The following is a 24269-nucleotide window of genomic DNA, read 5'->3' on the forward strand; positions in this document are numbered from 1 at the left end:
GAGGTCAGGCTCCGTTCAGGGCATCGATTTTCAGCTGGACGATCTGGGCCGCAGGGTCTGCGCCCAGGGATTTCAGGGCCTCTTTCCAGGCCTGGACAGCCTGGGCGTTCTGGCCCTGGGCGGCCAGGATATCGCCGCGGCGGTCGGCATACAGGCTGGCGAAACCGGCGGGCGGCGTGCCCTGCAGCTGGGCCAGGGCGGGTTCGTATTGCTTCTGGGCCAGCAGCACGCCGGCCAGGCGCAGGCGGGCCACGGCGCGCAGCGCCGGGGCCGTATCGTCGCGCACCAGCCATTCGAGCTGCTCGCGGGCGCCATCCAGGTCCTTGCGCTGCTGCAGGGCCCAGGCCGCCACCAGCACGCCGCGCGCGGCATAGCCGGAACCGGCGTAATCGTCGCGCAGGGCCGCGCTGGCTGCCTTGATGCGGGCCACGGCATCATCGCCCGGCTGGGCCGCGGCGGCTTCGAGCGCCTCGTAGTAGCCCATGGCCTGATTGGCCTGATGCGATTGGTACCACTGCCAGCCGCGCCAGCCGGCGAACACGGCCAGCACGGCGAAGACCAGGGCCATGGTGAGCGTGCCGTAGCGTTCCCACCAGGCCTTCAGCGCGTCGATTTTTTCCTGTTCTTCGAGATCGTATGCCATGCCTGTGTTCAGATCCTTTGTTGGAGTTGCTCGGCCAGCCGGTCGAAGGCGACCGATTCCTGCTGTCCGTCGCCGGCCGCGCCGGTGCGCAGCCATTTCACCGTAGCCTGGCCGGAGGCCAGTTCGTCTCCGCCGATGACGACGGCGGCCACTGCGCCGCTGGCGTCGGCCCGGCGGAACTGTGATTTAAACCCAGTCGAACCGGCATGGACAAGTGCCCGCAGCCCGGCGTCGCGCAGGGACTCGGCGAGCTGCGCTGCGCGGCGCTGGGCGGCTTCGCCCTGGTGAACCAGGTAGACCTGGCACTCGGCCGGATCCTGGTCGGGCGCGTCCTGCTGCCAGAGATCGAGCAGACGTTCCATGCCGATGGCGAAGCCCACCGCCGGCGCCGGCTTGCCGCCCAGCAGCTCGATCAGGCCGTCATAGCGTCCGCCGCCGCAGACCGTGCCCTGGGCGCCCAGGCGGTCCGTGACCCATTCGAACACCGTCAGGTTGTAATAATCCAGCCCGCGCACCAGGCGCGGATTGAGCGTATGGGAAATTCCGGCGTCGTCGAGCCGGTCGCACAAGCCCCGATAGTGCGCCAGGGATTCTTCCCCCAGGAAATCAAACAGGCGCGGGGCGGCGTTGGCCATGTCCTGCATGGCCGGATTCTTGGTGTCCAGCACGCGCAACGGGTTGCTGTACATGCGGCGGCGCGCTTCCTCGTCGAGCACGTCGGCATGTTTCTCGAGGTGGGCCACCAGGGCCGCACGGTGGGCGGCGCGCTCTTCGGCCTGGCCCAGGGAATTGAGTTCCAGGCGGATGTCCTGCAGGCCCAGCAGGCGCCACAGGCGCGCCAGCATCACGATCAGCTCCGCGTCCACGTCGGGGCCGGGGAACCCCAGGGCTTCGACGTCGATCTGGTGGAACTGGCGATAGCGGCCGCGCTGCGGGCGCTCGTGCCGGAACACCGGCCCCATCGCATAGACGCGGCGCGGCCGGTCGTAGAGGAAATTATGCTCGATCACCGAGCGGACGATGCCGGCGGTGAACTCGGGCCGCATCGTCAGGCGCTCGTCGTTCAGGGGGTCGACGAAAGAATACATTTCTTTCTCGACGATGTCGGTGACTTCGCCGATGCCGCGCGCGAACAGGCGCGTGTGTTCCAGCACCGGCGTGCGCAGGTTCTGGTAGCCGTAGCTGGCCAGCCAGTCGCGCACGATGGACTCGAGCCGTTCCCAACGCGCCGTTTCCGGCGGCAAGGCATCCTTCATGCCGGTCAGGCCGGCGACTTTCTTGAATTCGGACATGGATTCAGTTTGTGTGGCGCGCCACGACGCCCGGGCGGCGCGGGGGCTCGGCGCCCTGCTCCTGCCCATAGCGCCGGGCCACGTAGTTCTCGACGATGGCCTGGAATTCCTCGGCGATATGATCGCCCTTGAGTGTCACGGTGCGCTCGCCATCCACGTACACCGGCGCGGACGGCACTTCGCCCGTGCCCGGCAGGCTGATGCCGATGTCCGCATGGCGGCTCTCGCCCGGCCCATTGACGACGCAGCCCATGACGGCGACGTGCATGTTCTCAACACCCGGGTAACGGGTCTTCCAGACCGGCATCTGGGCACGCAGGTAGGCCTGGATGCTGGCCGCCAGTTCCTGGAACACCGTGCTGCTGGTACGCCCGCAGCCCGGACAGGCCACGACCATCGGGGTGAAGGCCCGCAGGCCCATGGTCTGCAGGATTTCCTGGGCGACGACGACTTCGCGGCTGCGATCGCCGCCGGGCTCGGGGGTGAGCGAGATGCGGATCGTGTCGCCGATGCCTTCCTGGAGCAGGACCGCCAGGGCCGCCGTGGAGGCGACGATGCCCTTGGAGCCCATCCCGGCCTCGGTCAGGCCCAGGTGCAGGGGATAGTCGCAGCGGCGCGACAAATCGCGGTAGACGGCGATCAGGTCCTGGACATGGCTGACCTTGCAGGACAGCACGATGGCATCGCCCCGCAGGCCCAGTTCCTGGGCGCGCTCGGCATTGCTGATGGCCGAGACCACCAGGGCTTCGCGCATCACGGCATTGGCCGACCAGGGCACGGGCCGGGCGGCGTTCTCGTCCATCATCCGCGCCAGCAGTTCGTGATCCAGGCTGCCCCAGTTCACACCGATGCGGATCGGCTTGTCGTGGCGGCAGGCGACCTCGATCATCTGCGCGAAATTGTCGTCGCGGCGCTTGCCGCCGCCCATGTTGCCGGGATTGATGCGGTACTTGGACAGCGCCTGCGCGCAATCCGGAAACTGGGTCAGCAGCTTGTGGCCGTTGTAGTGGAAGTCGCCCACCAGGGGTACCGGCACGTTCATGCGGTCGAGTTCGTCGCGCAGGGCGGCGACCTGGGCGGCGGCCTCGGGGGTGTTGACGGTGACACGCACCAGTTCCGAACCGGCCCGCCAGAGCTCGCGCACCTGCTGCGCGGTGGCCCGGGGATCGGCCGTGTCGGTATTGGTCATGGACTGCACCACGACCGGCGCGGCGCCGCCCACCTGGACCGTGTGGCCGCCCCAGCGCACGGCGACGGCGCGGGTTGGCCGCCGGGGAGCGGCGGCCGGCTCGGGATTCACGGAAGGAACGGTCATTGACGCAAGGCCCTCAGCCAATCGAACACCAGCCATTCGTCGGGCACCCAGCCGCGGTTGACCGCATACACGCCGATCACGCAGAACAGCAGCAGGATCAGCAACAGCCAGGCCCAGGTGCGATGCGCCGGCTCGCCCTTGGGCGTCATGTCGGCCTGCTGCAGGGCGCGCCGCGCGCCCAGGGCCGTCACGGCGGGCCTGGGCCGGGTCGGCCCGACCGCCTCGTCGAGCAGCTTCAGGGCGGCATCCACGTCGGTTTCCAGGAAGCGCGCATAGTTGCGCACCAGCCCGCGCAGGGGCACGCCTTCTGGCAGCCGCGACCAGTCGCAGGCTTCCAGGTAGCCCAGCTGCACCGAGGAATACTTGATGCGTGCGGAGACTTCGGACAACGACAGGCCGCGCGTCTCGCGCATGGCCCTCAGCGCATCACCCAGCGACAGCGCATCCTGATCCTGAACCGCATCCTGGCGCCGCAGCCCCAGAGGGGAGGTTTCGCTCATCCATGCTCCTTTTTGCGTATGACGATCTTGGCCCGGTCGGGCAACCGTTCTGTAATGCGCGTCCGGTCGCGGACTTCCCCCGCCAGCTGGCCGCAGGCGGCGTCGATGTCGTCGCCGCGCGTCTTGCGGACCGTCACCACCAGCCCTGCGTCGATCAGTTGCTGGGAGAACAGGCGGATGCGCGCCGCCGGGGAACGCCGCAGGCCGGACTGCGGAAAGGGATTGAAGGGAATCAGGTTGAACTTGCAGCGCACGCGTTTCGCCACCTCGATCAGCTGGCGTGCATGCTCGTCGGCGTCGTTCACCCCGTCGAGCATAATATATTCGAAGGTGATGAAGTCGCGCGGCGCATGCTCCAGGTAGCGGTTGCAGGCGTCCAGCAGTTCATCGAGCGGGTGCTTGCGGTTCAGCGGCACCAGCCGGTCGCGCAGTTCGTCGTTGGGCGCATGCAGCGACACCGCCAGCGCCACCGGACAGTCGCGCGCCAGGCGGTCCATCATGGGAACCACACCGGACGTGGACACGGTCACGCGGCGGCGCGACAGGCCGTAGGCATGATCGTCCAGCATCAGGCGCAGGGCGCCCAGCACCTGGTCGTAGTTCAGCAGGGGCTCGCCCATGCCCATCATGACCACGTTGCTGACGGCCCGGTGGGTTTCGTCCGCCGGGGCGCCCAGCCGCGCGGCCGCCGGGTCGGCGCGCAGGGCGCGGTTCGCGTACCAGAGCTGGCCGACGATCTCGGCGGTGGTCAGGTTGCGGCTGAAGCCCTGGTAGCCCGTGGAGCAGAACGGGCAGGCCACGGTGCAGCCGGCCTGGCTGGAAATGCACAGCGTGCCGCGGTCGTCTTCGGGAATGAAGACGGTCTCGATGGCATTGCCCAGGCCCATGTCGAACAGCCACTTGCGGGTGCCGTCGGCGGAGCGTTTTTCCAGGTTCAGGGGGGGCGCCTGCACGACGCAATGCGCTTCCAGGCGGGCGCGGAAATCCTTGGCCAGGTCGCTCATGTCCTGGAACCGGTCGACGCCGCGCTGGTGCACCCACTGCGACAGCTGGCGCGCACGGAAGGGCTTGCCGCCCCACTGCGCCACGAGCGATTCGAGGGAGGCCGGGTCCAGACCCAGGATGTTGGTGGTTTCGGCGCCGGACATGTGCGTATTTTCTGCATGGAGTCCCGGCCACGGCCGGGACTCGTGCCGCAATCAGCGGCTGTGGATGTTGCTTTCGGGGAAGAAGAAGGCGATTTCGGCGGCCGCCGTTTCCGGGGCATCGGAGCCGTGCACCGCATTGGCGTCGATGCTCTCGGCGAAATCGGCGCGGATCGTGCCCGGCGCGGCCTTCTTGGGATCGGTCGCGCCCATCAGGTCGCGGTTCTTCGAGATGGCGGATTCACCTTCCAGCACCTGGACGAACACCGGGCCCGAGACCATGAAGTCGACCAGGTCCTTGAAGAAGGGGCGTTCCTTGTGCACGGCGTAGAAGCGTTCGGCTTCGCCGCGGGAGAGCTGGCGCAGCTGGGCGGCCACCACGGTCAGGCCGGCCTTTTCGAAACGGGAGACGATCTCGCCGATGGCGTTCTTGGCGACGGCGTCGGGCTTGATGATGGAAAGGGTGCGTTCAATAGCCATGAAAGTTTCCGGTAGGGAATGGAAAACAGGGTTTTCCGGTGAAAATGTGGAATGACACCGCCGCGGCCGCCCCGACGGATCGGGCCGGTGATCGGGTCTTGTGGTCAACCGCGCATTTTACCATGGGCGGTTTTCTCGCCATGCGCCTAAAATGATCGTTTTTTCGTCGCCGGCCCCCTGCCAAGAAAAACCCATGAGCGATCCCGCCTCCCCGTCCCTGCCCAAAAGTTTCGAACCCAAGGATATCGAGTCCCGCTGGTATGAAGAATGGAATCGCCGCGGTCTGTTCGCCGCGGGCCAGCATACCGAGCCCGCCGCAGGCCGCGCCCCGGAAGCCTTCGCCATCCAGTTTCCGCCGCCCAACGTGACCGGCACCCTGCACATGGGGCACGCTTTCAATCAGACCGTCATGGACGGTCTGATCCGCTATCGCCGCATGCGCGGCGACGACACGGCCTTCATCCCCGGCACGGACCATGCCGGGATCGCCACCCAGATCGTGGTGGAACGCCAGCTCGACGCCCAGGGCGTGTCGCGCCACGACCTGGGACGGGAAAAATTCCTGGAACGCGTCTGGGCCTGGAAGGAACAGTCCGGCAGCACCATCACCGGCCAGTTCCGCCGCCTGGGTTCGTCCTGCGATTGGTCGCGCGAATACTTCACCATGGACGAGCGCCTGTCGCGCGGCGTGGTGGAGGTCTTCGTGCGCCTGTACGAACAGGGCCTGATCTACCGCGGCAAGCGCCTGGTGAACTGGGACCCGGTACTGGGCACGGCGGTGTCCGACCTGGAGGTCGTCAGCACGGAAGAGGACGGCCACATGTGGGAAATCCGCTATCCGCTGGCCGAGCCCGTGGACGGGCTGACCCATCTGGTGGTCGCCACCACCCGCCCGGAAACCATGCTGGGCGACGTCGCCGTGATGGTGCATCCCGAGGACGAACGCTACGCCCACCTGATCGGCCGCAGCGTCGTCCTGCCCCTGGTCGGGCGCAAGATTCCCGTCATCGCCGACGACTACGTGGACCGCGAATTCGGCACGGGCGTGGTCAAGGTCACCCCCGCGCACGACTTCAACGACTACGCCGTCGGCCAGCGCCACGGCCTGGACATGATCAGCGTGCTGACGCTGGATGCGAAGATCAGCGACCAGGCCCCCGAGGCCTACCGTGGCCTGGACCGCTTCGAGGCCCGCGAGCGCGTCGTCGCCGACCTGGAATCCCAGGGTCTGCTGCGGCAGGTGCGCGCCCACAAACTCATGGTGCCGCGCGGCGACCGCACCAACAGCGTGATCGAACCCATGCTCACCGACCAGTGGTTCGTGGCGATGAGCAAGCCGGCGCCCGAGGGCAGCCTGCATCCCGGCCAGAGCATCACCCAGGTGGCCCTGGACGTGGTGGCCGACGGCCGCGTGAAGTTCGTTCCGGAAAACTGGACCGTCACCTACAACCAGTGGCTGGAAAAGATCCAGGACTGGTGCATTTCGCGCCAGCTGTGGTGGGGCCACCAGATCCCCGCCTGGCACGCGCCCGACGGCCGCATCTTCGTCGCCCGCTCGGCCGAAGACGCCGAACGCCAGGCCCGTGCGGCCGGCGTGGAAGGCCCGCTCGTGCGCGATCCCGACGTGCTCGATACCTGGTTCTCGTCCGCCCTGGTGCCCTTCACCGACCTGGGCTGGCCCGACCAAACGCCCGACCTGGAACGCTACCTGCCGTCCGGCGTGCTGGTCACGGGCTTCGACATCATCTTCTTCTGGGTGGCCCGCATGATCATGATGAGCATGCACCACACCGGCCAGGTGCCATTCCGCACGGTCTACGTCCACGGCCTGGTCTGCGACATGGAAGGCAAGAAGATGTCCAAGTCCAAGGGCAATACCATCGACCCGGTGGACCTGATCGACGGCATCGACCTGGACCCGCTGATCGCCAAGCGCACCTCGGGGCTGATGAACCCCAAGCAGGCCGACGCGATCCGCAAGCGCACCCGCAAGGATTACCCGGACGGCATCCCGGCCTACGGCGCCGATGCGCTGCGCTTCACCATGGCGGCCTACGCCACGCTGGGGCGCAACATCAACTTCGACCTGAAGCGCTGCGAAGGCTACCGCAACTTCTGCAACAAGCTCTGGAACGCCACGCGCTTCGTGCTGATGAACGTCGAAGGCCACGAACTGGGCCAGGCCCGCCCGGGCGACCTGTCCTTTGCCGACCGCTGGATCATCGACGGCCTGCAGCGGCTGATCGACGAAGTCGACGCCGGCTTCGCCCAATACCGCTTCGACCAGATCGCCGACCGCCTGTACCACTTCATCTGGGACGAATACTGCGACTGGTACGTGGAACTGGCCAAGGTGCGCCTGCAGACGGGCGATGCCGTGCAGCAGGCCGCCACGCGCCGCACCCTGATCCACGTGCTGGAAACCCTGCTGCGCCTGGTCCATCCGATCATGCCCTTCATCACCGAGGAACTCTGGCAGAAGGTATCGGTGGCGGCCGGCGTTCGCGCAGTGGACACGCCCGCCAGCATCAGCGTCCAGCCCTGGCCGGCCGCCCGCGACGACCTGCGCGACGCGGACGCCGCCGGGCGCATGACCGCGCTGAAATCGCTGACCGACGCGATCCGCGCCCTGCGCGGGGAAATGGGCCTGGCGCCGGGCCAGCGCGTGCCGCTGCTGGTCCAGGGCGCCGAGGCCGGGCTGGACGAACTGGCGCCCTACCTGGTGGCGCTGGCGCGCCTGGAAAGCGTCCAGGCCGTGGAGCATCTGCCGGACGTGGGCGCGCCCGTCCAGGTGGTCGGCACCACGCAGCTGATGCTGCACGTGGAGATCGACCTGGACGCCGAGCGTGCCCGCCTGGACAAGGAAATCGACCGCCTGGACAGGGAAATCGCCAAGGCCTCCGGCAAGCTGTCGAACGCCAGCTTCGTCGAGCGCGCCCCGGCGGCGGTGGTCGAACAGGAAAAGGCCCGCCTGGCCCAGTTCGGCGAGACCCTGGAACGGGTCCGGGCGCAGCGGGCGCGGCTGGGGAACTGAAGACGGACACCGCCGGCCGGATCCGCGCCCCGGATCCCGGTCGGCGACCTCGATGCTCAGACGCCGCCGTACTCGGAAGCCCGATCTGAGACGAGGCACGGCACCGGTCCGCACCAGGCCGGCAGCAATTCGGCCGTCCCCGGACCGCGCGCACCGGCGTCCGGCGCGTCGCGGACCAGCACGGACACGCCCAGGGCTTCCAATTCGCGCGCCAATGCGTCGGCCGGCCCCGCCTGCGCATGGGCTCTGGGCCCGGGCAGTTCGATGGACAAGCGCTGCGCCAGTGACGGACGCCCGCCCAGGTAGCTCGACAGTTCGCGCCAATAGGCGTCGAGCCGGAACGTCGCGGCCGAAAGGGCGCACCCTACCCGGCGGGCCGGATCGATCTCCAGCAGGCTGATCAGCGTCCAGAGCACGCTCCAGTCCAGCCGCCGGATCAGCCCCAGCCGTTCCAGCGCCTGGAACGCCTCGGCGGCCGGGGCGTCCGGGTCGGCCAGGCGCCGCGGCAGGGCCAGGAAATAGTCCAGACGGGACCCCGGACGGCGTGCCGGCGGGTGGCCGTCCACGCCTCCGGAGCCTGCCGGGACGGCGCGGCGCACAGGCCGGAAGGCCAGCGCCAGGCGGTCGCCGCGCAGGTCGTCCAACCACTGCGCGGCCAGTCTCAGGTCTGTTCCCAGGCGCTGATGCGCGAGCCCCGCGTAGGCGCCGGCGGCTGGCGGCGCCTCGTCCCGCAGATCCAGTCCCGGGCCCAGCCCCCACAGATCCATGTGGACCGAAGGATAGAACCGCAAGGCGCCGCATTCGACGGGGTCGCGGTCCAGGTCCGCTCGCAGGCCGCGCCAGAACTGATCCACCCGCCGGGGCGTGGCGGCGCCGCTGAAGGGCCAGGCCCTCGCCAGGTCGAGTTCGAGCGACTGCCCATTCAGATCGATCGCTTCGCCGGGTATGCCGCGGCAGGCCAGACGCGCGCCCAGCCGGCGCAGGATGCCCGCATGACTGGACACGCCCTGCAGGGCGGCGATCTCGAGCAGATGGGCGATCCGGATCGCGGCCCGCGGACCGGCGCCTCCCGGATCATCGGAATGGACCGGCCGCGGACCGGAAGCGCCCTTTTCCGGAAGGCCGGAAAGGTTCCTTTATTGTCAAACCAAAACCCCAATATTCGCTGATCTTTCAATGCGCAAACGCTATAAACATCAACAGACAAGTGTTTGAATTATTTAATTAGAAACATTAAATTTTTTATCCGTGGATGCCAAATCATCGGGTGGGAGATCATCCCTGCCCAGTTCCACCGGGGCGCCCTATCCCGCCGAGCAATAGGTCGCGACATGAAAACCTCTTCCTCCACCCCCGAAGGCAGGCTCGTGGGCTACGCCCGGGTCTCGACCGACGAACAGCACCTGGGCCTGCAGCTGCAGGCATTGCGCGAGGCCGGCTGCAAGACGATCTACCAGGATCACGGCGTCTCCGGCGCCACGATGCGGCGCGAGGGCCTGGGACGCCTGCTGCAATCCCTGGTCAGGGGCGACAAGCTGATCGTCTGGCGCCTGGACCGGCTGGGACGCTCGCTCGGCGGCCTGATTTCCCTGCTCGAACAGCTCGGGCGCCGCGGCGTGCGCTTCTGCTCGCTGTGCGAACAGATCGACATCGACTCCCCCGGCGGCAAGCTGGTGTTCCACATGATGGCCGCCCTGGCCGAGTTCGAACGCGCGTTGATCGGCGAACGCACCCGCGCCGGCATGGCCGCCGCCCGGGCCCGCGGGATCCGCCTGGGGCGCCCCCCTTCCCTGAGCCCCCCGCAGTGCCTGCAGGCCCGGGCCATGATCGACGCGGGCCATCCGCCCGCGCAGGTCGCGGCCCATTACGGGGTCAGCCCGCGCACGCTGAAACGGCTGCTGGACGCGGCCGCCCCCTTGCCCGAGGGGTGAGATGGGCTCTCCTCCGGATCCTGTAGAATCACGGGTTCCGGGTGTTAGCCGCATCGTGCGGCGGGACAGGACAACGCGCTGGTCGGGCCGCCACGCAGGAAACCCACGACCATGTCCCGGACCCCGTCGCACGAGATCCCGCGTGCCCAGCTGCTCGCCGAGCGCGCCTTCGCCACGCTCGAACGCTTTCTCCACATCGAGGCCGTCAGCGGCGCCATCCTCCTGCTGGCGGCCGCCGGCGCCCTGATCTGGGCCAATTCCCCGCTGGCCCCCAGCTACCATGCGATCTGGCACGCGCCCCTGTCCATCGGACTGGGGGACTTCGTCTTTTCGCAATCCCTGCATTTCTGGATCAACGACGCCCTGATGACGGTGTTCTTCCTGGTCGTCGGCATGGAAATCCGGCGCGAGATCCACGAAGGCGCGCTCAGCAGCCTGCGCCAGGCGGGCCTGCCCCTGGCCGCGGCCCTCGGAGGCGTGGCCGTCCCGGCGCTCATCTATACCGCGCTCAACACCGATCCCGCCAGCCTCCAGGGCTGGGCGGTCCCGACCGCCACCGACATCGCCTTCGCCGTCGGGGTGCTGGCCTTGCTGGGCCGCTCGATCCCGGGCAACGTCCGCGTGTTCCTGCTGGCGCTGGCCATCATCGACGACATCGCCGCGGTGCTGATCATCGCTTTCTTCTATTCCGGCGGGCTGCAGTACGGCGGCTTCCTGGTGGCGATCCTGGGCATCCTGATGGTCGTCGGCCTGCAGCGCATCGGCGCCGGCTCGGCCCTGGCCTACGTGATCCCGGGCGCGGTCGTCTGGAGCGGCCTGCTGATCACCGGCGCCCACCCCACCCTGGCCGGCGTGGTCCTGGGCCTGATGACGCCGGTGCGCTCGATCCCCATGCGCGAACAGCCGCTGGATGCGCTGTCGCGCTCGATCGGCGACCTGCTCGGCCGGAATGCAGGGACGGCCCCGGACGTCGGCCAACTGGCCGGACCGCTCCGGCAGCTGCGCCTGGCCCAGCGTGAAATGCGGCCGCCGGTCGTGCGGGTGCAGGCGGCGCTGCACCCCTGGGTGGCCTTCGGGATCATGCCGCTGTTCGCGCTGGCCAATGCCGGAGTCACCCTCGACGGCGTGGACCTGTCCCTGCCGGGTCCGCAATGGGTGATGGCCGGCGTGGCCGTGGCGCTGGTGGCCGGCAAGGCGGCCGGCGTGATCGGTGCAAGCTGGCTGGTGGTCCGCCTGGGCTGGTGCCGTCTGCCGCCCGGGGTGACCTGGGGCGGCGTGTGCCTGATCGGCTTGCTGGCGGGGATCGGCTTCACGATGTCGATTTTCATCGCCATGCTGGCCTTCGCCGACGAAGGCCTGCTGGCCGCCGCGAAGCTGGGCGTGCTGCTGGGTTCGCTGACGGCCGCGATCCTGGGGCTGGCCTGGGGATCGGTGCTGATCCGGCGGCGCGCCTGACCCGGTACGCGGTCCCCGTCTCAAGGAGCGGGAGGCCGCGACCGGCCGGAACGATCAATTCCGGGATTTCAGCGGGCAGGTGTTGACGCCCAGCAGCATGTACAGCGGGCAGAAGCGGAACAGGGCCGTGGCCACCGCCACCAGGCCCAGCCAGCCCCACCAGCCGATGGTGCCGTTGGCGGCCAGCACGATGAGGACGAGGCCGAGGACCAGGCGCAGGATGCGGTCGATCGTGCCGATATTGACTTTCATGAGGACTCCTTTCGAGAAAAGTCGGGGAGGGGGTCGGGCAGGTCTTCGCGCAGCGCGGCGAAGGCCGCCCGCTGCGCGGCCGACTGCTCGATCTGCCGCAGGATGCTGCCGCAGACGAGATCGCACAGGGCATTGACCGAGGGATCGGCGATCCGGTAGTAGACGCTGTTGCCGCGGGCCTCGCGCGCGACCAGCCCGTGCTTCTTCAGCACGGACAAGTGGCGGGAAATGTTCGCCGCCGTGTAGTCGCATTCCAGCGCCAGGTCGCCCACGTTGTATTCGCCCTGGCGCAGCAGGCTCAGGATGTGCAGCCGGGTCGGTTCGGACAGCGCCCGGAAATAGGCCGCGACCGGCTCGAGCACTTCGGGGGGCAGATGTCCCATTCCTGAAAACTCACAGAATGACGGACGAACCATGAGTGTATCCCGCTGATCCCGACAGATCAATGATGTGTCTAATTGACTATTTGCGTGATTAGTTAAATAATAACATCGAATCCGATGCCGTATCCACCGAAGACACGGGAACCATGTCCGCACACCGTCCGCCCTCATCCGCCCGGCCCGCCCCCTCCCGGTTCGTCCTTTGGGCCGGGTTCGGCCTGCTATGCGCGGGGACCGCGCTGGCCGCCCAGGCCCTTCCTCCGCCGCGGGCCGTCCAGGTCAGCGCCCTGTCAGCCCCCGACCGCCTGAATCTCGACGGCACGATCCAGGCCATCCGCGAAGCCACGCTGGCGGCCCAGGTGACCGGAACGGTCACCGCCGTGAACATCCAGGCCGGCGACGCGGTCCATGCCGGGCAGGTGCTGCTGCGCCTGGACGGCCAGGAAGCCGGACAGGCGCAGCGGGCGGCCCAGGCCCTGATCCGCGAAGCGGACGCGGAACTCGCCCTGGCGCAGACCGAACTGCGGCGCCGTGAAACCCTGTACGCGCAGCGCTACATCAGCCAGGCCGCCTACCAGCAGGCCCGGGCCCGCGCGGAAACGGCCCGGGCGCAGGCCGCGGCCCGGCACGCCCAGGCGGCGGCCGCGCAGACCCACCACGACCACTTCACGCTCAGGGCGCCGCACGACGGCCTGATCGGCCGCCTGGACGCCCATCCGGGCGACATGGTCATGCCGGGCCAGCCGCTGGCCACGCTCTTCGATCCAGGCGCGCTGAGGATCCAGGCCGCCGTGCCCCAGCGCCACATCGGCCAGCTGGCGCCCCGCGCTCACGTCGAATGGCCCCCGGGCTTTCCCGATCTGCCCGCGACCCTGCCCGTCCAGGTCCTGCCCGCGCGGGACGCCGCCAGCCTGACCGGCACCATCCGGCTGGCCCTGCCGCCCGGCGTGCGCGGCCCCGCGCCCGGCACGCCGGTGCGCATCGGGATCGACCTCGATGGCACCACCCGCATCCGCCTGTGGGTGCCGGCCGGCGCCGTGGTCCGCCGAGGCGATCTGTCCGGCGTCTACGTGCTGGACGCGAACGGCATGCCCCGCCTGCGCCAGGTCCGTCCGGGATCGCGGGACGGCGACCGCGTCGAAATCCTGAGCGGACTGGTCGAAGGAGAATCCATCGTGCCGGAACCGGGCAGCATGTCTCTGGAAGACCGCAGGCCATGAAGACCACGACGCCGGGTATCGCCGGGCGCATCACGGCCCTGTTCCAGGACAACCGCCTGACGCCCCTGCTCGCGCTGGCCCTGCTGCTGGCCGGACTGTTCGCGCTCGCGGTCACGCCCCGCGAGGAAGAGCCCCAGATCGACGTCACCATGGCCACGATCATGGTGGCATGGCCGGGAGCCTCGTCCGGAGACGTCGAGCGCGTCATCGCCACGCCCGGAGAACGCATCCTGGCCCGGATGGAAGGCACCGAGCACGTCACATCGATGTCCATGCCCGGACAGGCCGTGCTGACCGTCCAGTTCGAGGTCGGCATCCCGCGCACCGAGGCGCTGGTGCGCCTGCACGACACGCTGCGGACGGAATCGTCCGCCTGGATGCCGCCGGGGCTCGGCATCCAGCCGCCCGTGGTCCGGCCGCGCGGCGTCGACGACGTCCCCATCGTCGCGCTGACGCTGCACGCCGCGGACAAATCCCCGCGCGACCTGGAATGGATCGCCCGCGGCATCGAGCCCGAACTGAAACGCGTCCCCGGCACGCGCGACGTCTGGCTGATCGGCGGAGCCGACAACACGGTCCGCGTGAACCTGGATGCCGGCCGCATGGCGGCCGCCGGCGTGACGACCCAGGACATCGCCCGGATCCTGGACGACGCCAATCATCGCCTGCACGCGGGCGACTGGATCGCCGCCAACCGGAGCCTGACGGTGGACGCGGGCCAGTTCCTGCATTCGGTCGAGGACGTCGCCGAACTGATCGTGGCGCGCCGCGACGGGCGTCCCGTGCGCCTGCGGGAAATCGCCCGCGTCGAAGAAGGGCCGCCGCCCCCCGACAGCTACGTCGGCTACCGCGCGGCCGGGCGCGGCGGGGACGCCGAGACCGCCGTGACGCTCGCCATCACGAAGAAGCCCGGCGAAAACGCCATCGACGTGTCCAACGCCCTGATGCGCCGCGTGGACGAACTGCGCAACGCCCTCATTCCGCCCGACGTCCAGGTCACGGAAACCCGCAATTACGGAGCCACCGCCGACGCAAAGGCCGGGACGCTCATCCACAAACTGATCTTCGCCACCCTGTCGGTGGTCCTGCTGGTCCTGCTGGCTCTGGGCTGGCGTGAAGCCGTCATCGTCGGCCTGGCGGTCGGCCTGACCCTGGCCACCACCCTGTTCGCCTCCTGGGCCTGGGGATTCACCCTGAACCGGGTTTCGCTGTTCGCGTTGATCTTCTCCATCGGCATCCTGGTGGATGACGCCATCGTCGTCGTCGAGAACATCCACCGGCATGCCGGCCTGCATCCCGGACGCCCCGCGGCGCACCGCATCCCGATGGCCGTGGACGAAGTCGGCGGCCCGACCATCCTGGCCACTTTCACCGTCATCGCCGCATTGCTGCCCATGGCCTTCGTCACGGGCCTGATGGGCCCCTACATGAGCCCGATCCCGATCAACGCCAGCATGGGCATGCTGATCTCCCTGGGCATCGCCCTGACGCTGACCCCCTGGCTGGCCAAGCGCATGAGCGCGCCGGCCCGCCCACACGCGGGCCCCGGCCGCGCGCCGCGGTTCTTCCAGCGCCTGATGGCGCCCTTTCTGACGGCGCCCCGCGCCGGGCGCAACCGCGTCTGGCTGGGCCTGGCCACCCTGGGTCTGGTCCTCGGGTCGATGCTGATGCCCGTGCTCGGCTGGGTGGAACTGAAAATGCTGCCGTTCGACAACAAGTCCGAGTTCCAGGTCATGGTCAGGATGCCGGCCGGCACCCCGCTGGAACGGACCAACGCCGTCTTGCAGGCGCTCGGCGACCGGGTCCTGGCCGAGCCCGAAGTCACCGACATCCAGACCTACGCCGGCACGGCCTCGCCCATCAACTTCAATGGCCTGGTCCGCCAGTACGACCTGCGGCGCGACCCGGCGCTCGGCGACATCCAGGTCAACCTGGTGGACAAGTCCGGGCGGGACGCACAAAGCCACGACATCGCCATGCGCATCCGGCCGATTCTGCGGGAAACGGCCTCCCGCCTCGGCGCCGACATCCAGGTCGTCGAAGTGCCTCCGGGCCCTCCCGTCCAGGCGCCCATCGTGGCGGAAATCTACGGCCCGGACCCGGCCGGACGACATGAACTGGCCGGCGCCGTGCGCAAGGTGTTCGAACGGACCGAGGGCATGGTGGACATCGACGACAGCCGCATGGCCTCCGCCCCACGGATCGTGCTGGCCGTGGACCGCGAACGCGCGGCCCAGGCGGGCGTTTCGCAGGAAGCCGTCATCCAGACCCTGAAGGCCGGATTGAGCGGCATGCGCGTCGGCATCCTGCGCGACGGCCACTCCCGGCCCACGGCCATCGTGCTGGGCCTGCCGCCGGAATATCAGGGGGATCCCGGCGCGCTGCTGCGCCTGCCCGTCCGGGCCGCGGACGGCGCGATGGCGCCGATCGGAGAACTGGTCCGGGAAATCCGGACCACGCGGGAACAGCCGATCCATCACAAGGATCTGCTGCCGGTCCAGTACGTGACCGCGGACATGGCCGGACGGATCGACAGTCCGCTGTACGGCATGTTCGCGGCGCGCGCGGCCCTGAAACGGCTGAAAACGCCCGATGGACAGCCGCTGACGGAATTCTTCACCCACCAGCCGGAGGACGCCTACGGCGGCTACGCCATCAAATGGGACGGCGAATGGCAGATCACCTACGAGACCTTCCGCGACATGGGGCTGGCCTACGCGGTGGGCCTGCTGCTGATCTATCTGCTCGTGGTCGCGCACTTCGGCTCCTACCTGATGCCGCTCATCATCATGGCGCCCATCCCCCTCACGCTGATCGGCGTGATGCCGGGCCACGCCCTGATGGGCAAGCAGTTCACCGCCACCAGCATGATCGGCATGATCGCCCTGGCGGGCATCATCGTGCGCAATTCCATCCTGCTGGTGGACTTCATCCTGATGCGCCTGCGCGAAGGATCCGGCTTCGCGCAGGCGGTCGTGGAGTCCGCGGCCACCCGCGCCCAGCCCATCCTGCTGACCGGCCTGGCCGCGATGCTGGGCGCCTTCTTCATCCTGGACGATCCGATCTTCAGCGGCCTGGCGATCGCCCTGATTTCGGGCATCGCCATCTCCACGGCGCTGACGCTGCTCATCATCCCGGTCCTTTTTTTCAGCGCCTTCCACAGGCGCGCCCACACCCTCGTTCCTCAAGGAGACCCCTCATGACTTCCTGGCAACTCGTCCGCGTCCTCGCGGGCCTCTTCATCCTGCTGTCGCTGCTGCTGGGCGCCCCCGCCAGCCCCTGGTTCCACAGCCAGTGGTGGCTGGCCTTCACGGTTTTCGTCGGCCTGAACATCCTGCAAAGCGGCGTGACCAAATGGTGCCTGCTGGAGCGCATCATGCACCGCCTGGGCGCGCGCCGGGGCGACTGATGGCGCCATCCATGCGTCGCATCGCGCTCGCGCTGGCGGCCGCGCTGGCGCTCGCCTGCGCGCCGGGCGCCCGGGCGACCGACCTGCTCCAGGCCTGGCAGGCCGCGCAAACGCACGACCCGGAACTCGCCGAGGCCCGCCAGGGCCTGCTGGCGGGCCAGGCGCGCGCCGACCAGGCGGACAGCCTCTGGCGCCCCACGCTGGAGGCCCAGGTTTCCGTGGGACGCGCAACCCAGGAAAGCCAGACCCGGGGCGCCCATTTCTCGGCGGCCGGACTCGGCGCCATGGACGGAGCGGATTTCGACACGTCGATCCGCAATGGCGCCCGATCGGAATACGGCGTCCAGTTGCGCCAGCCCCTGATCGACCTGGGGCGCGACGCCCAGGCGCGGCAATTGCGCCATGCCTCCATGCAGGCCGAGGCGGCCTGGACCATCGCCGAACAGCAGGCCGCGCTGCGCATCGCCCGACGCTATTTCGACGTCCTGACGGGCATGCGGCGGCTCGACGCGCTGCAATCCCAGAAACGCGCCGTGGAGCGGCTGCTGGAACAGGCGCGCGCCCGCTATCGGGCCGGTGACGCCTCCATTCTCGACACCCACGAAGCCGAAGCCCGGCTGGGCCAGATCGACACCCAGGTGGACCTGGCCGCCACGCAACTGGAACTCGCCCGGTCCGCCTTCACCCAGGCGTCCGGTCTGCCCGCGAAGGGACTGGCGCCGCTCCGGGAAGACGCGCCCGCGCTCACGGCCCGGCCCGACCAGCCGCTGTCGGCCTGGCTGGACCGGATCGGCAAGGCCAGCCCCGAATTGCGCCAGGCGCTGGAGACGGCGGCCATGGCCGCCGAACACGCCGAGGGCCTGCGCGCCATCGCCCAGCCCACGCTGAGCCTGGTCGGCGCGGCGGGCCGCACGCACCTGAGCGGCGCCGGACAGTACGGCGACGCGGGCTACGCGGCGACGCAATGGTCCGTCGGCCTGGAATTGCGGATCCCCCTTTACACGGGCGGCATGCGCGACGCCCGGTACCGCGAGGCCCTGGCGGAACGCGACGGCGCGCGTTTCCGGATTTCATCGATGCAGCAACGCCTGAACCTGCGGACCCAGGCCGCATGGCTGAGCCTGGAGACGGGGCCGGCCCGCATCCATGCATTGCGCCAGGCGCTGCGGGCCGGCGCGGCGCGACGCGACGCGACCCGGCTGGGCGTCGAGGCGGGCGACCGCACCCTGCTGGACCAGCTGGACGCCGAACAGGCCCTGGCCCAAGCCGAACTGGATCTCCATCAGGCCCTGGCGGATCTCGTCATCGACCGGCTGGAGCTGCAGTCGCTGGCCGGAAGCCTGGGCCGGCATGAACTGGCCGCGGCCAACTGCGTCCTGCGCGGCACGCACTGCCCTGAAACGGCCAACAGATAAAAACGACACGAGGAGACAACACCATGGCACACATCGTCATCATGGGCGCCGGCATCGGCGGCATGCCGGCCGCCTACGAGATCCGGAGCCTGATCGAGTCCGGGCACAAGATCACGGTCGTCAACGCGACGGACCATTTCCAGTTCGTGCCATCGAACCCATGGGTCGCCGTGGGCTGGCGCACGCGCGCCGCGGTCACGATGGAAATCGCGCCGCTCCTGCGGAAAAAGGACATCGGCTTCATCGCGGGACGGGTGACGGGCATCGACGCGGACGGCCACACGCTGACGCTCGAGGACGGCATGACGCTCGGATACGACTACCTGGTCATCGCCACGGGCCCGAAGCTGGCTTTCGACGAAGTGCCCGGCGCCGGGCCCATCGACGGTCATACGCATTCCATCTGCACGGTGGACCACGCCGAGAAATGGTGGGCGGAATACCAGGAATTCCTGAAGGCCCCCGGGCCCATCGTCATCGGCGCCATGCCGGGCGCAAGCTGCTTCGGCCCCGCCTACGAATTCGCCTTCATCGTCGCGGCCGATCTGCGCCGGCGCAAGTTGCGCAACAAGGTGCCCATGACCTTCGTGACCAGCGAACCCTACGTCGGCCACATGGGCCTGGGCGGCGTGGGCGACAGCAAGGGCATGATCGAGAGCGATTTCCGCAACCTGGACATCCAGTGGATCGTCAACGCCAGGACGACCCGGGTGGAGGCCGACAGGATGTTCGTCACGGAAGTCGACGACGAGGGGGAGCCCCGCAAGGAACACGAGCTGCCGTTCAGGATGGCCATGATGCTGCCGGCCTTCAAGGGCGTGGACGCCGTGGCCGCCGTGCCCGGCCTGTGCAACCCGCGCGGCTTCGTCCTGGTCGACGAACACCAGCGCAGCAGGCAATACCGCAACATTTTTTCCGCCGGCGTCTGCGTGGCGATCCCACCGGTGGAAACCACGCCCGTGCCCACCGGAGCGCCCAAGACCGGCTACATGATCGAAACCATGGTCAGCGCCATCGCCCACAACATCGCGGCGGATCTGGCGGGCAGGCCGGCGACGGCCAAGGGCACCTGGAACGCCATCTGCCTGGCGGACATGGGCGACACCGGCGCCGCTTTCGTGGCGCTGCCCCAGATCCCTCCCCGCAACGTCAACTGGTTCAAGAAGGGGAAATGGGTGCACCTGGCCAAGGTGGCCTTCGAAAAATACTTCATGCGCAAGATGCGGCAGGGAACCTCGGAACCGATCTATGAAAAATACGTGCTCAAGGCGCTCGGCGTCATCCGCCTGGAAAAATGACGGCCGGCGTCGGATCCCCGCCCCGGCCTTCCCGGGGAGGTCCCGCCATGCCCGCTGATGCCCGCATCGTCATCCTGGGCGCGGGATTCGCGGCCCTGAAAGCCATCCGCGAAATCCGCCGGCGCGCGCCGGGCATCCGGCTCACCCTGGTGGCCCCGGCGCCGGAATTCGTCTACCAGCCCAGCCTGATCTGGATCCCCACGGGCCTGCGCGACGCGGAAGCGCTGCGCATGCCCCTGGAGGGTTTCCTGCGACGGCACCGGGTGACGTTCCTGGCGGCGCGGGCCATGGGCCTGGCCGACGGCGGACGCCGCGTGCTGACCGACCGGGGCGAGGTCCCCAACGACGGCCTGATCATCGCCACGGGCGGACGTTTCATCCGCAAGCTGCCGGGCATCGAGCACGCCCACGTTCCGTGCGCGGGCACCGAGGCGGCCCAGGCGATCCGCGAGCAGCTGGTGGCCATGGACCGGGGCCGCCTGGCCTTCGGCTTCGGCGCCAATCCCCACGAACCGGCGGCCATGCGCGGCGGCCCCGTGTTCGAGCTGCTGTTCGGGATCGACACCTGGCTGCGGCGGCGGGGATGCCGGGAACGGTTCGAACTGACCTTCTTCCACGCCAGCGAACGGCCGGGCCAGCGGCTGGGCGAACGGGCCGTCACGGCCCTGCTCGCCGGGATGCGGGCGCGCGGCATCCGCCTCGCCCTGGGGCATCCGCCCCGGGCATTCACCCGCGAGGGCGTGGAAACGGCGGGCGGCCCGATCCCCGCCGACTTGATCCTGTTCATGCCCGGCATGACCGGGCCGGACTGGGCCGAGGCCAGCGGCCTGCCCCTGTCGCCCGGCGGCTTCTTCCAGGCGGACGCCCACTGCCGCGTCCGGGAAGCGCGACGCGTCTATGTCGCCGGGGACGCCGGCAGCTATCCAGGCCCCGACTGGCTGCCCAAGCAGGCCCACATGGCGGAACTGCAGGCCGCGGCGGCCGTGCGGAACCTGCTGGCCGAACTGGAGGGCTCGACGCCGCGCGCACGGCCCCGGCCGGAACTCCTGTGCGTGATCGACGCGCTGGACACGGGCACGCTGGTCTACCGCGGCGCGCGCCGGTCATGGATGCTGCCCGGTTCGCGCCTGCTCCATTGGGCCAAGAAACGGTTCGAGGCCCGTTATCTGGACGGCCTGCGAGCAGGCGCCCCCCGGTAGCCCGGGGGGGTGTCACGGCCGCCGCTGCGGGCGCCGGAACGGAGGCCCCCCGGGATCAGAACGTCGAGGCGCAATGCCCGCCGCTGGGCGCCACGCCCGAACCCGCCGCGATCAGCGGCGGCTCCGTGCGCACGTTGACCGGCGCGCTGTGCGTCCAGTCCCAGGCGAAGAAGCCCACGAGCGCGATCCAGAAGGCGGCGGCCAGGAATCGGAAATGCATGGCGGTTGCCCCTTCAGAAAGCGTAGCGGCGGCGCACGCGCACGCCGATGAGCGACCCCAGGAAGGCCATGGGCACCCAGATCCAGCCGTGCAGGCTGCCGGTGGAGATCCCGCTGACCATGGCGCCGATGTTGCAGCCGAAGGCCAGCCGCGAGCTGTAGCCCAGCAGCAGGCCGGCGGCCAGGCCCACGGCCCATTGCGTCCCGTTCATGGGCCTGGCGGCGGCGGCCGGCTTGCCCGCCGCGATCCACAGGGCGCCCGCCAGGATGCCGATGTTGGTGATCGAGGTCACGTCGAGGAAGACCGACTGCGCCAGCGTCGCCGCGTTGACCGGCTCGCTCCAGAAGGCGTTGGCCGACGGGTCGAACAGGTGCGCGGCCGTGGCGATCTTGGCCGCCCACAGGCCGAAGCCATAGACGATGCCCCAGGGCTGGCCGGCGATCACCAGGTTCAGCACCGCCAGCGCCGCCAGCAGCACGGCGCCCCACAGCAGCTTGCGGTTCCACAACGGCGCCGCGCGGCCGGCCCAGCGCACCACGCCGAGGCCGACCAGGGCCAGGCCGGCCAGCGTCAGCAGCAGTGCGGCGGGCGCGCCGAAATGCGCCACCAGGCCGTAGGGCGGCAGGGCCCCCAGGGCCAGCCAGCGGTCCAGCGTGGCCGAGCCCAGAAAGCTGCCGATCGCGAACAGCGGCAGGATCGCCATGTTCAGGGGAATGCCCAGGCCCGCCTTGTACAGCGTGCCCGAACCGCAGCCGTCGGCGACCTGCATGCAGGCGCCGAAGACGAAGGCGCCCACGATCAGGCTGACGCTGGGCGGTCCCAGGGCGGCTCCCAGGTCGGTCGGATAGGCGGCCAGCAGGGGCATGGACACCGCCGCCGCGACCGCCAGCAGCACCAGTTGCGCCAGCACGCCGGACGGGTCGCGCTGCTCGATCAGCCGCCGCCAGCCGGTGGTGAAGCCGAAGCGCGCGCCCGCCAGCACCGCCCCCAGGCCGATGCCGACGAGAAACAGCAGCGCCTGGCGCAAGGCCACCGACCAGGCGAGGAAGACGCAGAACGCGAGGATCAGGACCGCGAGAGGGAGTCGTTTCATGCGTCAGCTCAACCGAACACGCCCTTCAGCTTGTCCAGGATCTGGCTGCCCCGGCCGGGCACGTGCTCCATCGGCCGGTTCGGGTCCTGGGACCATTCGGCCATGGATTCGGGGTACAGCCGCACGTTCTTCTGGCCGACGATCTCGGACAGCGCGAACCAGTCGGTGGCCGCCCAATGGCCGGTGTTGCAAAACGAGATCGTTTCGGACTTCGGGTCGGGCAGGAGTTCGGCGGCGATCCTGCGCGCTTCGTCGGCCGAGACGAAGATCGAGGTGCCGGGCTTGAACCAGCGGCCGTTTTCGACGTTGACCGCGCCCTGGATCGTGCCGGGCACCTGCGCCGTCGGCGCCTTGACCTTGCCCAGGTAGAAGTCCAGCGGCCGGGCATCCACCAGCCGGGTCTGCGGGTTGCCGACCTGCGCGGCCACCTGCTCGGTGGTGGCGATGATGGATTCGTTCAGTTCCGGCTCGAAGGCCGTCGCGGCGACCGAGGGCGCCGCCTGGTCCCGCGGCAGGCCGGCGTCCGCCCAGGCCTTCAGCCCGCCATTCAGGACGGACAGTTCCTTCAGGCCCAGGTATTTCAGGGTCCAGTACACCCGCGCCGAGGCGCCGAAGTCGGTGCCGTCGGCCCCCGACGAGATCACCACCGCGTGCGTGTCCCGGTCGACGCCCAGGCTGCGGACCAGTTGCGTCAGCCTGTCCAGCGGCGGCAGCTGGCCGGGATTGTCCGCCGGCCCGCGCCACTGGCCGTAAGGCGCCGACACCGCGCCGGGAATGTGGCCGGCGGCGTAGGCGTCGGGCGGACGGATGTCGATGACCCGCACCGACGGCTGCTGCCGGACGGCGTCCAGTTCGGCCGGCGTCAGCAGCGGCTGGGCCGACCAGGCGGCCGAGGAGGCCCCGAGAGCGAGGAAGAGCGCGCCCAGGCGGGCGGACAGGGATTTCATGACGATGCCTTTGGGAAACAAGAAAGCGATCGTTCATTCTCCCAGATTCGATCGCACGGCAAGCGATACATATAAAACCTCAAGTTATATCGAACACCGGCGGCATGCGATCCTCGCCACGCGGTCCTCAGGCTCGCAGCGGGCCGGCGAGGTTGGCGGGGATCACCTGGATCACCCGGGCGGCGCTGTCGGCGGCGGCGGCGAGCGCGTCCATCGGCGCGGCCCCGCCGGCCCAGGCGTGGACGAAGGCGGAAGCGAAGGCGTCGCCCGCGCCGATGGTGGACTGAGGAACGACGATCCGCGCGGGATGGAAATGGCCCTGTTCGCCGTCATGGAACAGGGCGCCGCCCTGCCCCAGCGTCACCAGGACGGACTGGCCGGGCCGGCGCAGCAGCCGCCGCGCCAGGTCCCGGGCGACGTCCGGCGCGGGGGCGTCGGTATCCAGGGACACGTCCCCGCACAGCCGGGCGGCTTCGCGGGCGTTGACGCACAGCAGGTCGGCCCGTTCCCAGAGGCCGCGCAGGGCGCGGGGATCGGCCAGCTGGCGCGCGCCGGGCGTCACCACCAGCCGGTGGCGCGACGCGGCCATGCGCGCCAGGGCCTGTTCCAGCCAGGCCTGGGATTCCAGCGACAGGCCCGTCACGTAGACGACGTCCGCCGACTCCAGGCCGGGAAAGCCCTGTTCCCCGACCCAGGTGCTGGCGCCGCGCTGCGCGTAGGCGCGCGCCGCGCCGGTCTCGTCCACCATCACCACGGCCTTGCCCGTGGGCAGCGCATGATCGGGGATGGCGGCCTGGATGCCGTGGCGCCGGAGGATGTCCCGCAGCAGGTCGCCTTCCAGGTCGCGGCCCACGCAGGCATGGACGGTGACGTGGGCGCCGCGCGCGGCCACGTTCAGCGCGGCGTTCACCGCGCCCCCGCCGGCGTACAGGCCAATGTGCTCCACGTCCTGCTTGGCGGCGCGCATGGGCTGGACGCGGGACACGACGATGTCGACGATGGCCGCGCCGATGGTGGTGAATTGCATGGATCTGTCCG

General features: G+C 69.5%; 23 protein-coding genes. 10 read left to right on the forward strand and 13 right to left on the reverse strand.

From position 1 onward, the window contains the following. Positions 1 to 4: 4 nt before the first annotated feature. Genes ABD022_RS03095 through ndk form a run of 6 tightly spaced genes read right to left on the reverse strand, consistent with a single transcriptional unit; the run spans position 5 to position 5375 of the window. Entirely contained in the window at positions 5 to 643 is a 639-nt protein-coding gene (locus ABD022_RS03095) for a YfgM family protein (RefSeq protein ID WP_325124150.1), read from the reverse strand. An 8-nt stretch (positions 644 to 651) separates the two neighbouring features. Next, positions 652 to 1935, reverse strand: coding sequence for a histidine--tRNA ligase (hisS, locus tag ABD022_RS03100; protein ID WP_325124149.1), 1284 nt, complete (start codon positions 1933 to 1935; stop codon positions 652 to 654). Between the two features lie 4 nt (positions 1936 to 1939). Next, positions 1940 to 3250: a flavodoxin-dependent (E)-4-hydroxy-3-methylbut-2-enyl-diphosphate synthase gene (gene ispG, locus ABD022_RS03105; protein WP_325124148.1), complete on the reverse strand. Its 1311-nt coding sequence runs from the start codon at positions 3248 to 3250 to the stop codon at positions 1940 to 1942. After that, positions 3247 to 3750: a helix-turn-helix domain-containing protein gene (locus tag ABD022_RS03110; protein ID WP_325124147.1), complete on the reverse strand. Its 504-nt coding sequence runs from the start codon at positions 3748 to 3750 to the stop codon at positions 3247 to 3249. Before ABD022_RS03110 ends, ispG begins: the two co-directional genes overlap by 4 nt. Continuing rightward, positions 3747 to 4898 (reverse strand): dual-specificity RNA methyltransferase RlmN, encoded by a 1152-nt coding sequence (rlmN, locus tag ABD022_RS03115; protein ID WP_325124146.1) that lies wholly within the window; start codon positions 4896 to 4898, stop codon positions 3747 to 3749. The genes ABD022_RS03110 and rlmN overlap by 4 nt, the downstream gene beginning before the upstream one ends. Positions 4899 to 4949: 51 nt before the next feature. Further along, complete coding sequence (gene ndk / locus ABD022_RS03120) at positions 4950 to 5375, reverse strand: nucleoside-diphosphate kinase (RefSeq protein WP_343819985.1); 426 nt, start codon at positions 5373 to 5375, stop codon at positions 4950 to 4952. A 193-nt stretch (positions 5376 to 5568) separates the two neighbouring features. On the opposite strand from ndk, the gene ABD022_RS03125 reads away from it, so the two are divergent. Beyond that, positions 5569 to 8409, forward strand: a complete 2841-nt coding sequence (locus ABD022_RS03125) for a valine--tRNA ligase (RefSeq protein WP_343819986.1) — start codon at positions 5569 to 5571, stop codon at positions 8407 to 8409. A gap of 56 nt (positions 8410 to 8465) precedes the next feature. Here ABD022_RS03125 and ABD022_RS03130 read toward each other — a convergent pair whose 3' ends face one another. Further along, positions 8466 to 9413 carry a hypothetical protein gene (locus ABD022_RS03130; RefSeq protein WP_343819988.1) on the reverse strand — a complete coding sequence of 316 codons (948 nt, stop codon included), beginning with the start codon at positions 9411 to 9413 and terminating at the stop codon, positions 8466 to 8468. On the opposite strand from ABD022_RS03130, the gene ABD022_RS03135 reads away from it, so the two are divergent. The 3 genes from ABD022_RS03135 to nhaA all read left to right on the forward strand — a co-directional run bounded on the left by ABD022_RS03135 (position 9402) and on the right by nhaA (position 11795). After that, positions 9402 to 9578, forward strand: a complete 177-nt coding sequence (locus ABD022_RS03135) for a hypothetical protein (protein WP_343819989.1) — start codon at positions 9402 to 9404, stop codon at positions 9576 to 9578. The two genes, ABD022_RS03130 and ABD022_RS03135, sit on opposite strands and share 12 nt — an antisense overlap. A gap of 162 nt (positions 9579 to 9740) precedes the next feature. Further along, positions 9741 to 10340, forward strand: a complete 600-nt coding sequence (locus tag ABD022_RS03140) for a recombinase family protein (protein WP_343819990.1) — start codon at positions 9741 to 9743, stop codon at positions 10338 to 10340. Between the two features lie 111 nt (positions 10341 to 10451). Further along, the gene (nhaA, locus tag ABD022_RS03145; RefSeq protein WP_343819992.1) at positions 10452 to 11795 is read left to right on the forward strand and encodes a Na+/H+ antiporter NhaA; all 1344 of its coding nucleotides are present in this window, start codon (positions 10452 to 10454) and stop codon (positions 11793 to 11795) included. A gap of 54 nt (positions 11796 to 11849) precedes the next feature. Here nhaA and ABD022_RS03150 read toward each other — a convergent pair whose 3' ends face one another. Further along, a complete protein-coding gene (locus tag ABD022_RS03150) occupies positions 11850 to 12047 on the reverse strand; it encodes a YgaP family membrane protein (RefSeq protein WP_323023716.1) in 198 nt (65 codons plus the stop codon). Next, positions 12044 to 12430, reverse strand: coding sequence for an ArsR/SmtB family transcription factor (locus ABD022_RS03155; protein ID WP_343819999.1), 387 nt, complete (start codon positions 12428 to 12430; stop codon positions 12044 to 12046). Before ABD022_RS03155 ends, ABD022_RS03150 begins: the two co-directional genes overlap by 4 nt. A gap of 146 nt (positions 12431 to 12576) precedes the next feature. Between ABD022_RS03155 and ABD022_RS03160 the strand changes: the two genes are divergently transcribed. From ABD022_RS03160 to ABD022_RS03185, 6 genes are read left to right on the forward strand one after another with little or no spacing between them, the layout of a single operon-like run. Beyond that, a complete protein-coding gene (locus ABD022_RS03160) occupies positions 12577 to 13650 on the forward strand; it encodes an efflux RND transporter periplasmic adaptor subunit (RefSeq protein ID WP_343820001.1) in 1074 nt (357 codons plus the stop codon). After that, a complete protein-coding gene (locus ABD022_RS03165) occupies positions 13647 to 16853 on the forward strand; it encodes an efflux RND transporter permease subunit (protein WP_343820003.1) in 3207 nt (1068 codons plus the stop codon). Before ABD022_RS03160 ends, ABD022_RS03165 begins: the two co-directional genes overlap by 4 nt. Further along, a complete protein-coding gene (locus tag ABD022_RS03170; protein ID WP_343820005.1) occupies positions 16850 to 17059 on the forward strand; it encodes a YgaP-like transmembrane domain in 210 nt (69 codons plus the stop codon). The genes ABD022_RS03165 and ABD022_RS03170 overlap by 4 nt, the downstream gene beginning before the upstream one ends. Positions 17060 to 17070: 11 nt before the next feature. Further along, positions 17071 to 18474, forward strand: a complete 1404-nt coding sequence (locus tag ABD022_RS03175) for a TolC family protein (RefSeq protein ID WP_343820007.1) — start codon at positions 17071 to 17073, stop codon at positions 18472 to 18474. A 23-nt stretch (positions 18475 to 18497) separates the two neighbouring features. Then, positions 18498 to 19772, forward strand: coding sequence for an NAD(P)/FAD-dependent oxidoreductase (locus ABD022_RS03180; RefSeq protein WP_343820009.1), 1275 nt, complete (start codon positions 18498 to 18500; stop codon positions 19770 to 19772). 47 nt (positions 19773 to 19819) lie between these two features. Further along, entirely contained in the window at positions 19820 to 20971 is a 1152-nt protein-coding gene (locus ABD022_RS03185; RefSeq protein ID WP_343820011.1) for an NAD(P)/FAD-dependent oxidoreductase, read from the forward strand. 55 nt (positions 20972 to 21026) lie between these two features. On the opposite strand, the gene ABD022_RS03190 is transcribed toward ABD022_RS03185, so the two are convergent. From ABD022_RS03190 to ABD022_RS03205, 4 genes are all read right to left on the reverse strand, one after another. Next, on the reverse strand, positions 21027 to 21191 hold the full coding sequence (locus ABD022_RS03190; protein ID WP_343820013.1) for a hypothetical protein: 165 nt from the start codon (positions 21189 to 21191) through the stop codon (positions 21027 to 21029). A 13-nt stretch (positions 21192 to 21204) separates the two neighbouring features. Further along, positions 21205 to 22284 carry a YeeE/YedE thiosulfate transporter family protein gene (locus ABD022_RS03195; RefSeq protein ID WP_343820015.1) on the reverse strand — a complete coding sequence of 360 codons (1080 nt, stop codon included), beginning with the start codon at positions 22282 to 22284 and terminating at the stop codon, positions 21205 to 21207. An 8-nt stretch (positions 22285 to 22292) separates the two neighbouring features. Continuing rightward, positions 22293 to 23231, reverse strand: a complete 939-nt coding sequence (locus tag ABD022_RS03200) for a sulfurtransferase (RefSeq protein WP_343820017.1) — start codon at positions 23229 to 23231, stop codon at positions 22293 to 22295. Positions 23232 to 23358: 127 nt separating this feature from the next. After that, positions 23359 to 24258: a carbohydrate kinase family protein gene (locus ABD022_RS03205; RefSeq protein ID WP_343820019.1), complete on the reverse strand. Its 900-nt coding sequence runs from the start codon at positions 24256 to 24258 to the stop codon at positions 23359 to 23361. Positions 24259 to 24269: the final 11 nt, after the last annotated feature.

The sequence above is a fragment of the Castellaniella daejeonensis genome (assembly GCF_039523555.1).
Taxonomy (GTDB): Bacteria; Pseudomonadota; Gammaproteobacteria; order Burkholderiales; family Burkholderiaceae_B; genus Castellaniella; species Castellaniella daejeonensis.

Bases quoted from the DNA above. Each gene is read 5' to 3' on its own strand.
- nhaA (WP_343819992.1), top strand. From the start codon at position 10,452: ATGTCCCGGACCCCGTCGCACGAGATCCCGCGTGCCCAGCTGCTCGCC.
- ABD022_RS03135 (WP_343819989.1), top strand. From the start codon at position 9,402: ATGACTGGACACGCCCTGCAGGGCGGCGATCTCGAGCAGATGGGCGAT.
- ABD022_RS03205 (WP_343820019.1), bottom strand. From the start codon at position 24,258: ATGCAATTCACCACCATCGGCGCGGCCATCGTCGACATCGTCGTGTCC.
- ABD022_RS03175 (WP_343820007.1), top strand. From the start codon at position 17,071: ATGCGTCGCATCGCGCTCGCGCTGGCGGCCGCGCTGGCGCTCGCCTGC.
- ABD022_RS03180 (WP_343820009.1), top strand. From the start codon at position 18,498: ATGGCACACATCGTCATCATGGGCGCCGGCATCGGCGGCATGCCGGCC.
- ABD022_RS03095 (WP_325124150.1), bottom strand. From the start codon at position 643: ATGGCATACGATCTCGAAGAACAGGAAAAAATCGACGCGCTGAAGGCC.
- ABD022_RS03195 (WP_343820015.1), bottom strand. From the start codon at position 22,284: ATGAAACGACTCCCTCTCGCGGTCCTGATCCTCGCGTTCTGCGTCTTC.
- ispG (WP_325124148.1), bottom strand. From the start codon at position 3,250: ATGACCGTTCCTTCCGTGAATCCCGAGCCGGCCGCCGCTCCCCGGCGG.
- ABD022_RS03200 (WP_343820017.1), bottom strand. From the start codon at position 23,231: ATGAAATCCCTGTCCGCCCGCCTGGGCGCGCTCTTCCTCGCTCTCGGG.
- hisS (WP_325124149.1), bottom strand. From the start codon at position 1,935: ATGTCCGAATTCAAGAAAGTCGCCGGCCTGACCGGCATGAAGGATGCC.
- ABD022_RS03140 (WP_343819990.1), top strand. From the start codon at position 9,741: ATGAAAACCTCTTCCTCCACCCCCGAAGGCAGGCTCGTGGGCTACGCC.
- ABD022_RS03170 (WP_343820005.1), top strand. From the start codon at position 16,850: ATGACTTCCTGGCAACTCGTCCGCGTCCTCGCGGGCCTCTTCATCCTG.
- ABD022_RS03165 (WP_343820003.1), top strand. From the start codon at position 13,647: ATGAAGACCACGACGCCGGGTATCGCCGGGCGCATCACGGCCCTGTTC.
- ABD022_RS03125 (WP_343819986.1), top strand. From the start codon at position 5,569: ATGAGCGATCCCGCCTCCCCGTCCCTGCCCAAAAGTTTCGAACCCAAG.
- ABD022_RS03155 (WP_343819999.1), bottom strand. From the start codon at position 12,430: ATGGGACATCTGCCCCCCGAAGTGCTCGAGCCGGTCGCGGCCTATTTC.
- ndk (WP_343819985.1), bottom strand. From the start codon at position 5,375: ATGGCTATTGAACGCACCCTTTCCATCATCAAGCCCGACGCCGTCGCC.
- ABD022_RS03150 (WP_323023716.1), bottom strand. From the start codon at position 12,047: ATGAAAGTCAATATCGGCACGATCGACCGCATCCTGCGCCTGGTCCTC.
- ABD022_RS03190 (WP_343820013.1), bottom strand. From the start codon at position 21,191: ATGCATTTCCGATTCCTGGCCGCCGCCTTCTGGATCGCGCTCGTGGGC.
- ABD022_RS03160 (WP_343820001.1), top strand. From the start codon at position 12,577: ATGTCCGCACACCGTCCGCCCTCATCCGCCCGGCCCGCCCCCTCCCGG.
- ABD022_RS03110 (WP_325124147.1), bottom strand. From the start codon at position 3,750: ATGAGCGAAACCTCCCCTCTGGGGCTGCGGCGCCAGGATGCGGTTCAG.
- ABD022_RS03185 (WP_343820011.1), top strand. From the start codon at position 19,820: ATGCCCGCTGATGCCCGCATCGTCATCCTGGGCGCGGGATTCGCGGCC.
- rlmN (WP_325124146.1), bottom strand. From the start codon at position 4,898: ATGTCCGGCGCCGAAACCACCAACATCCTGGGTCTGGACCCGGCCTCC.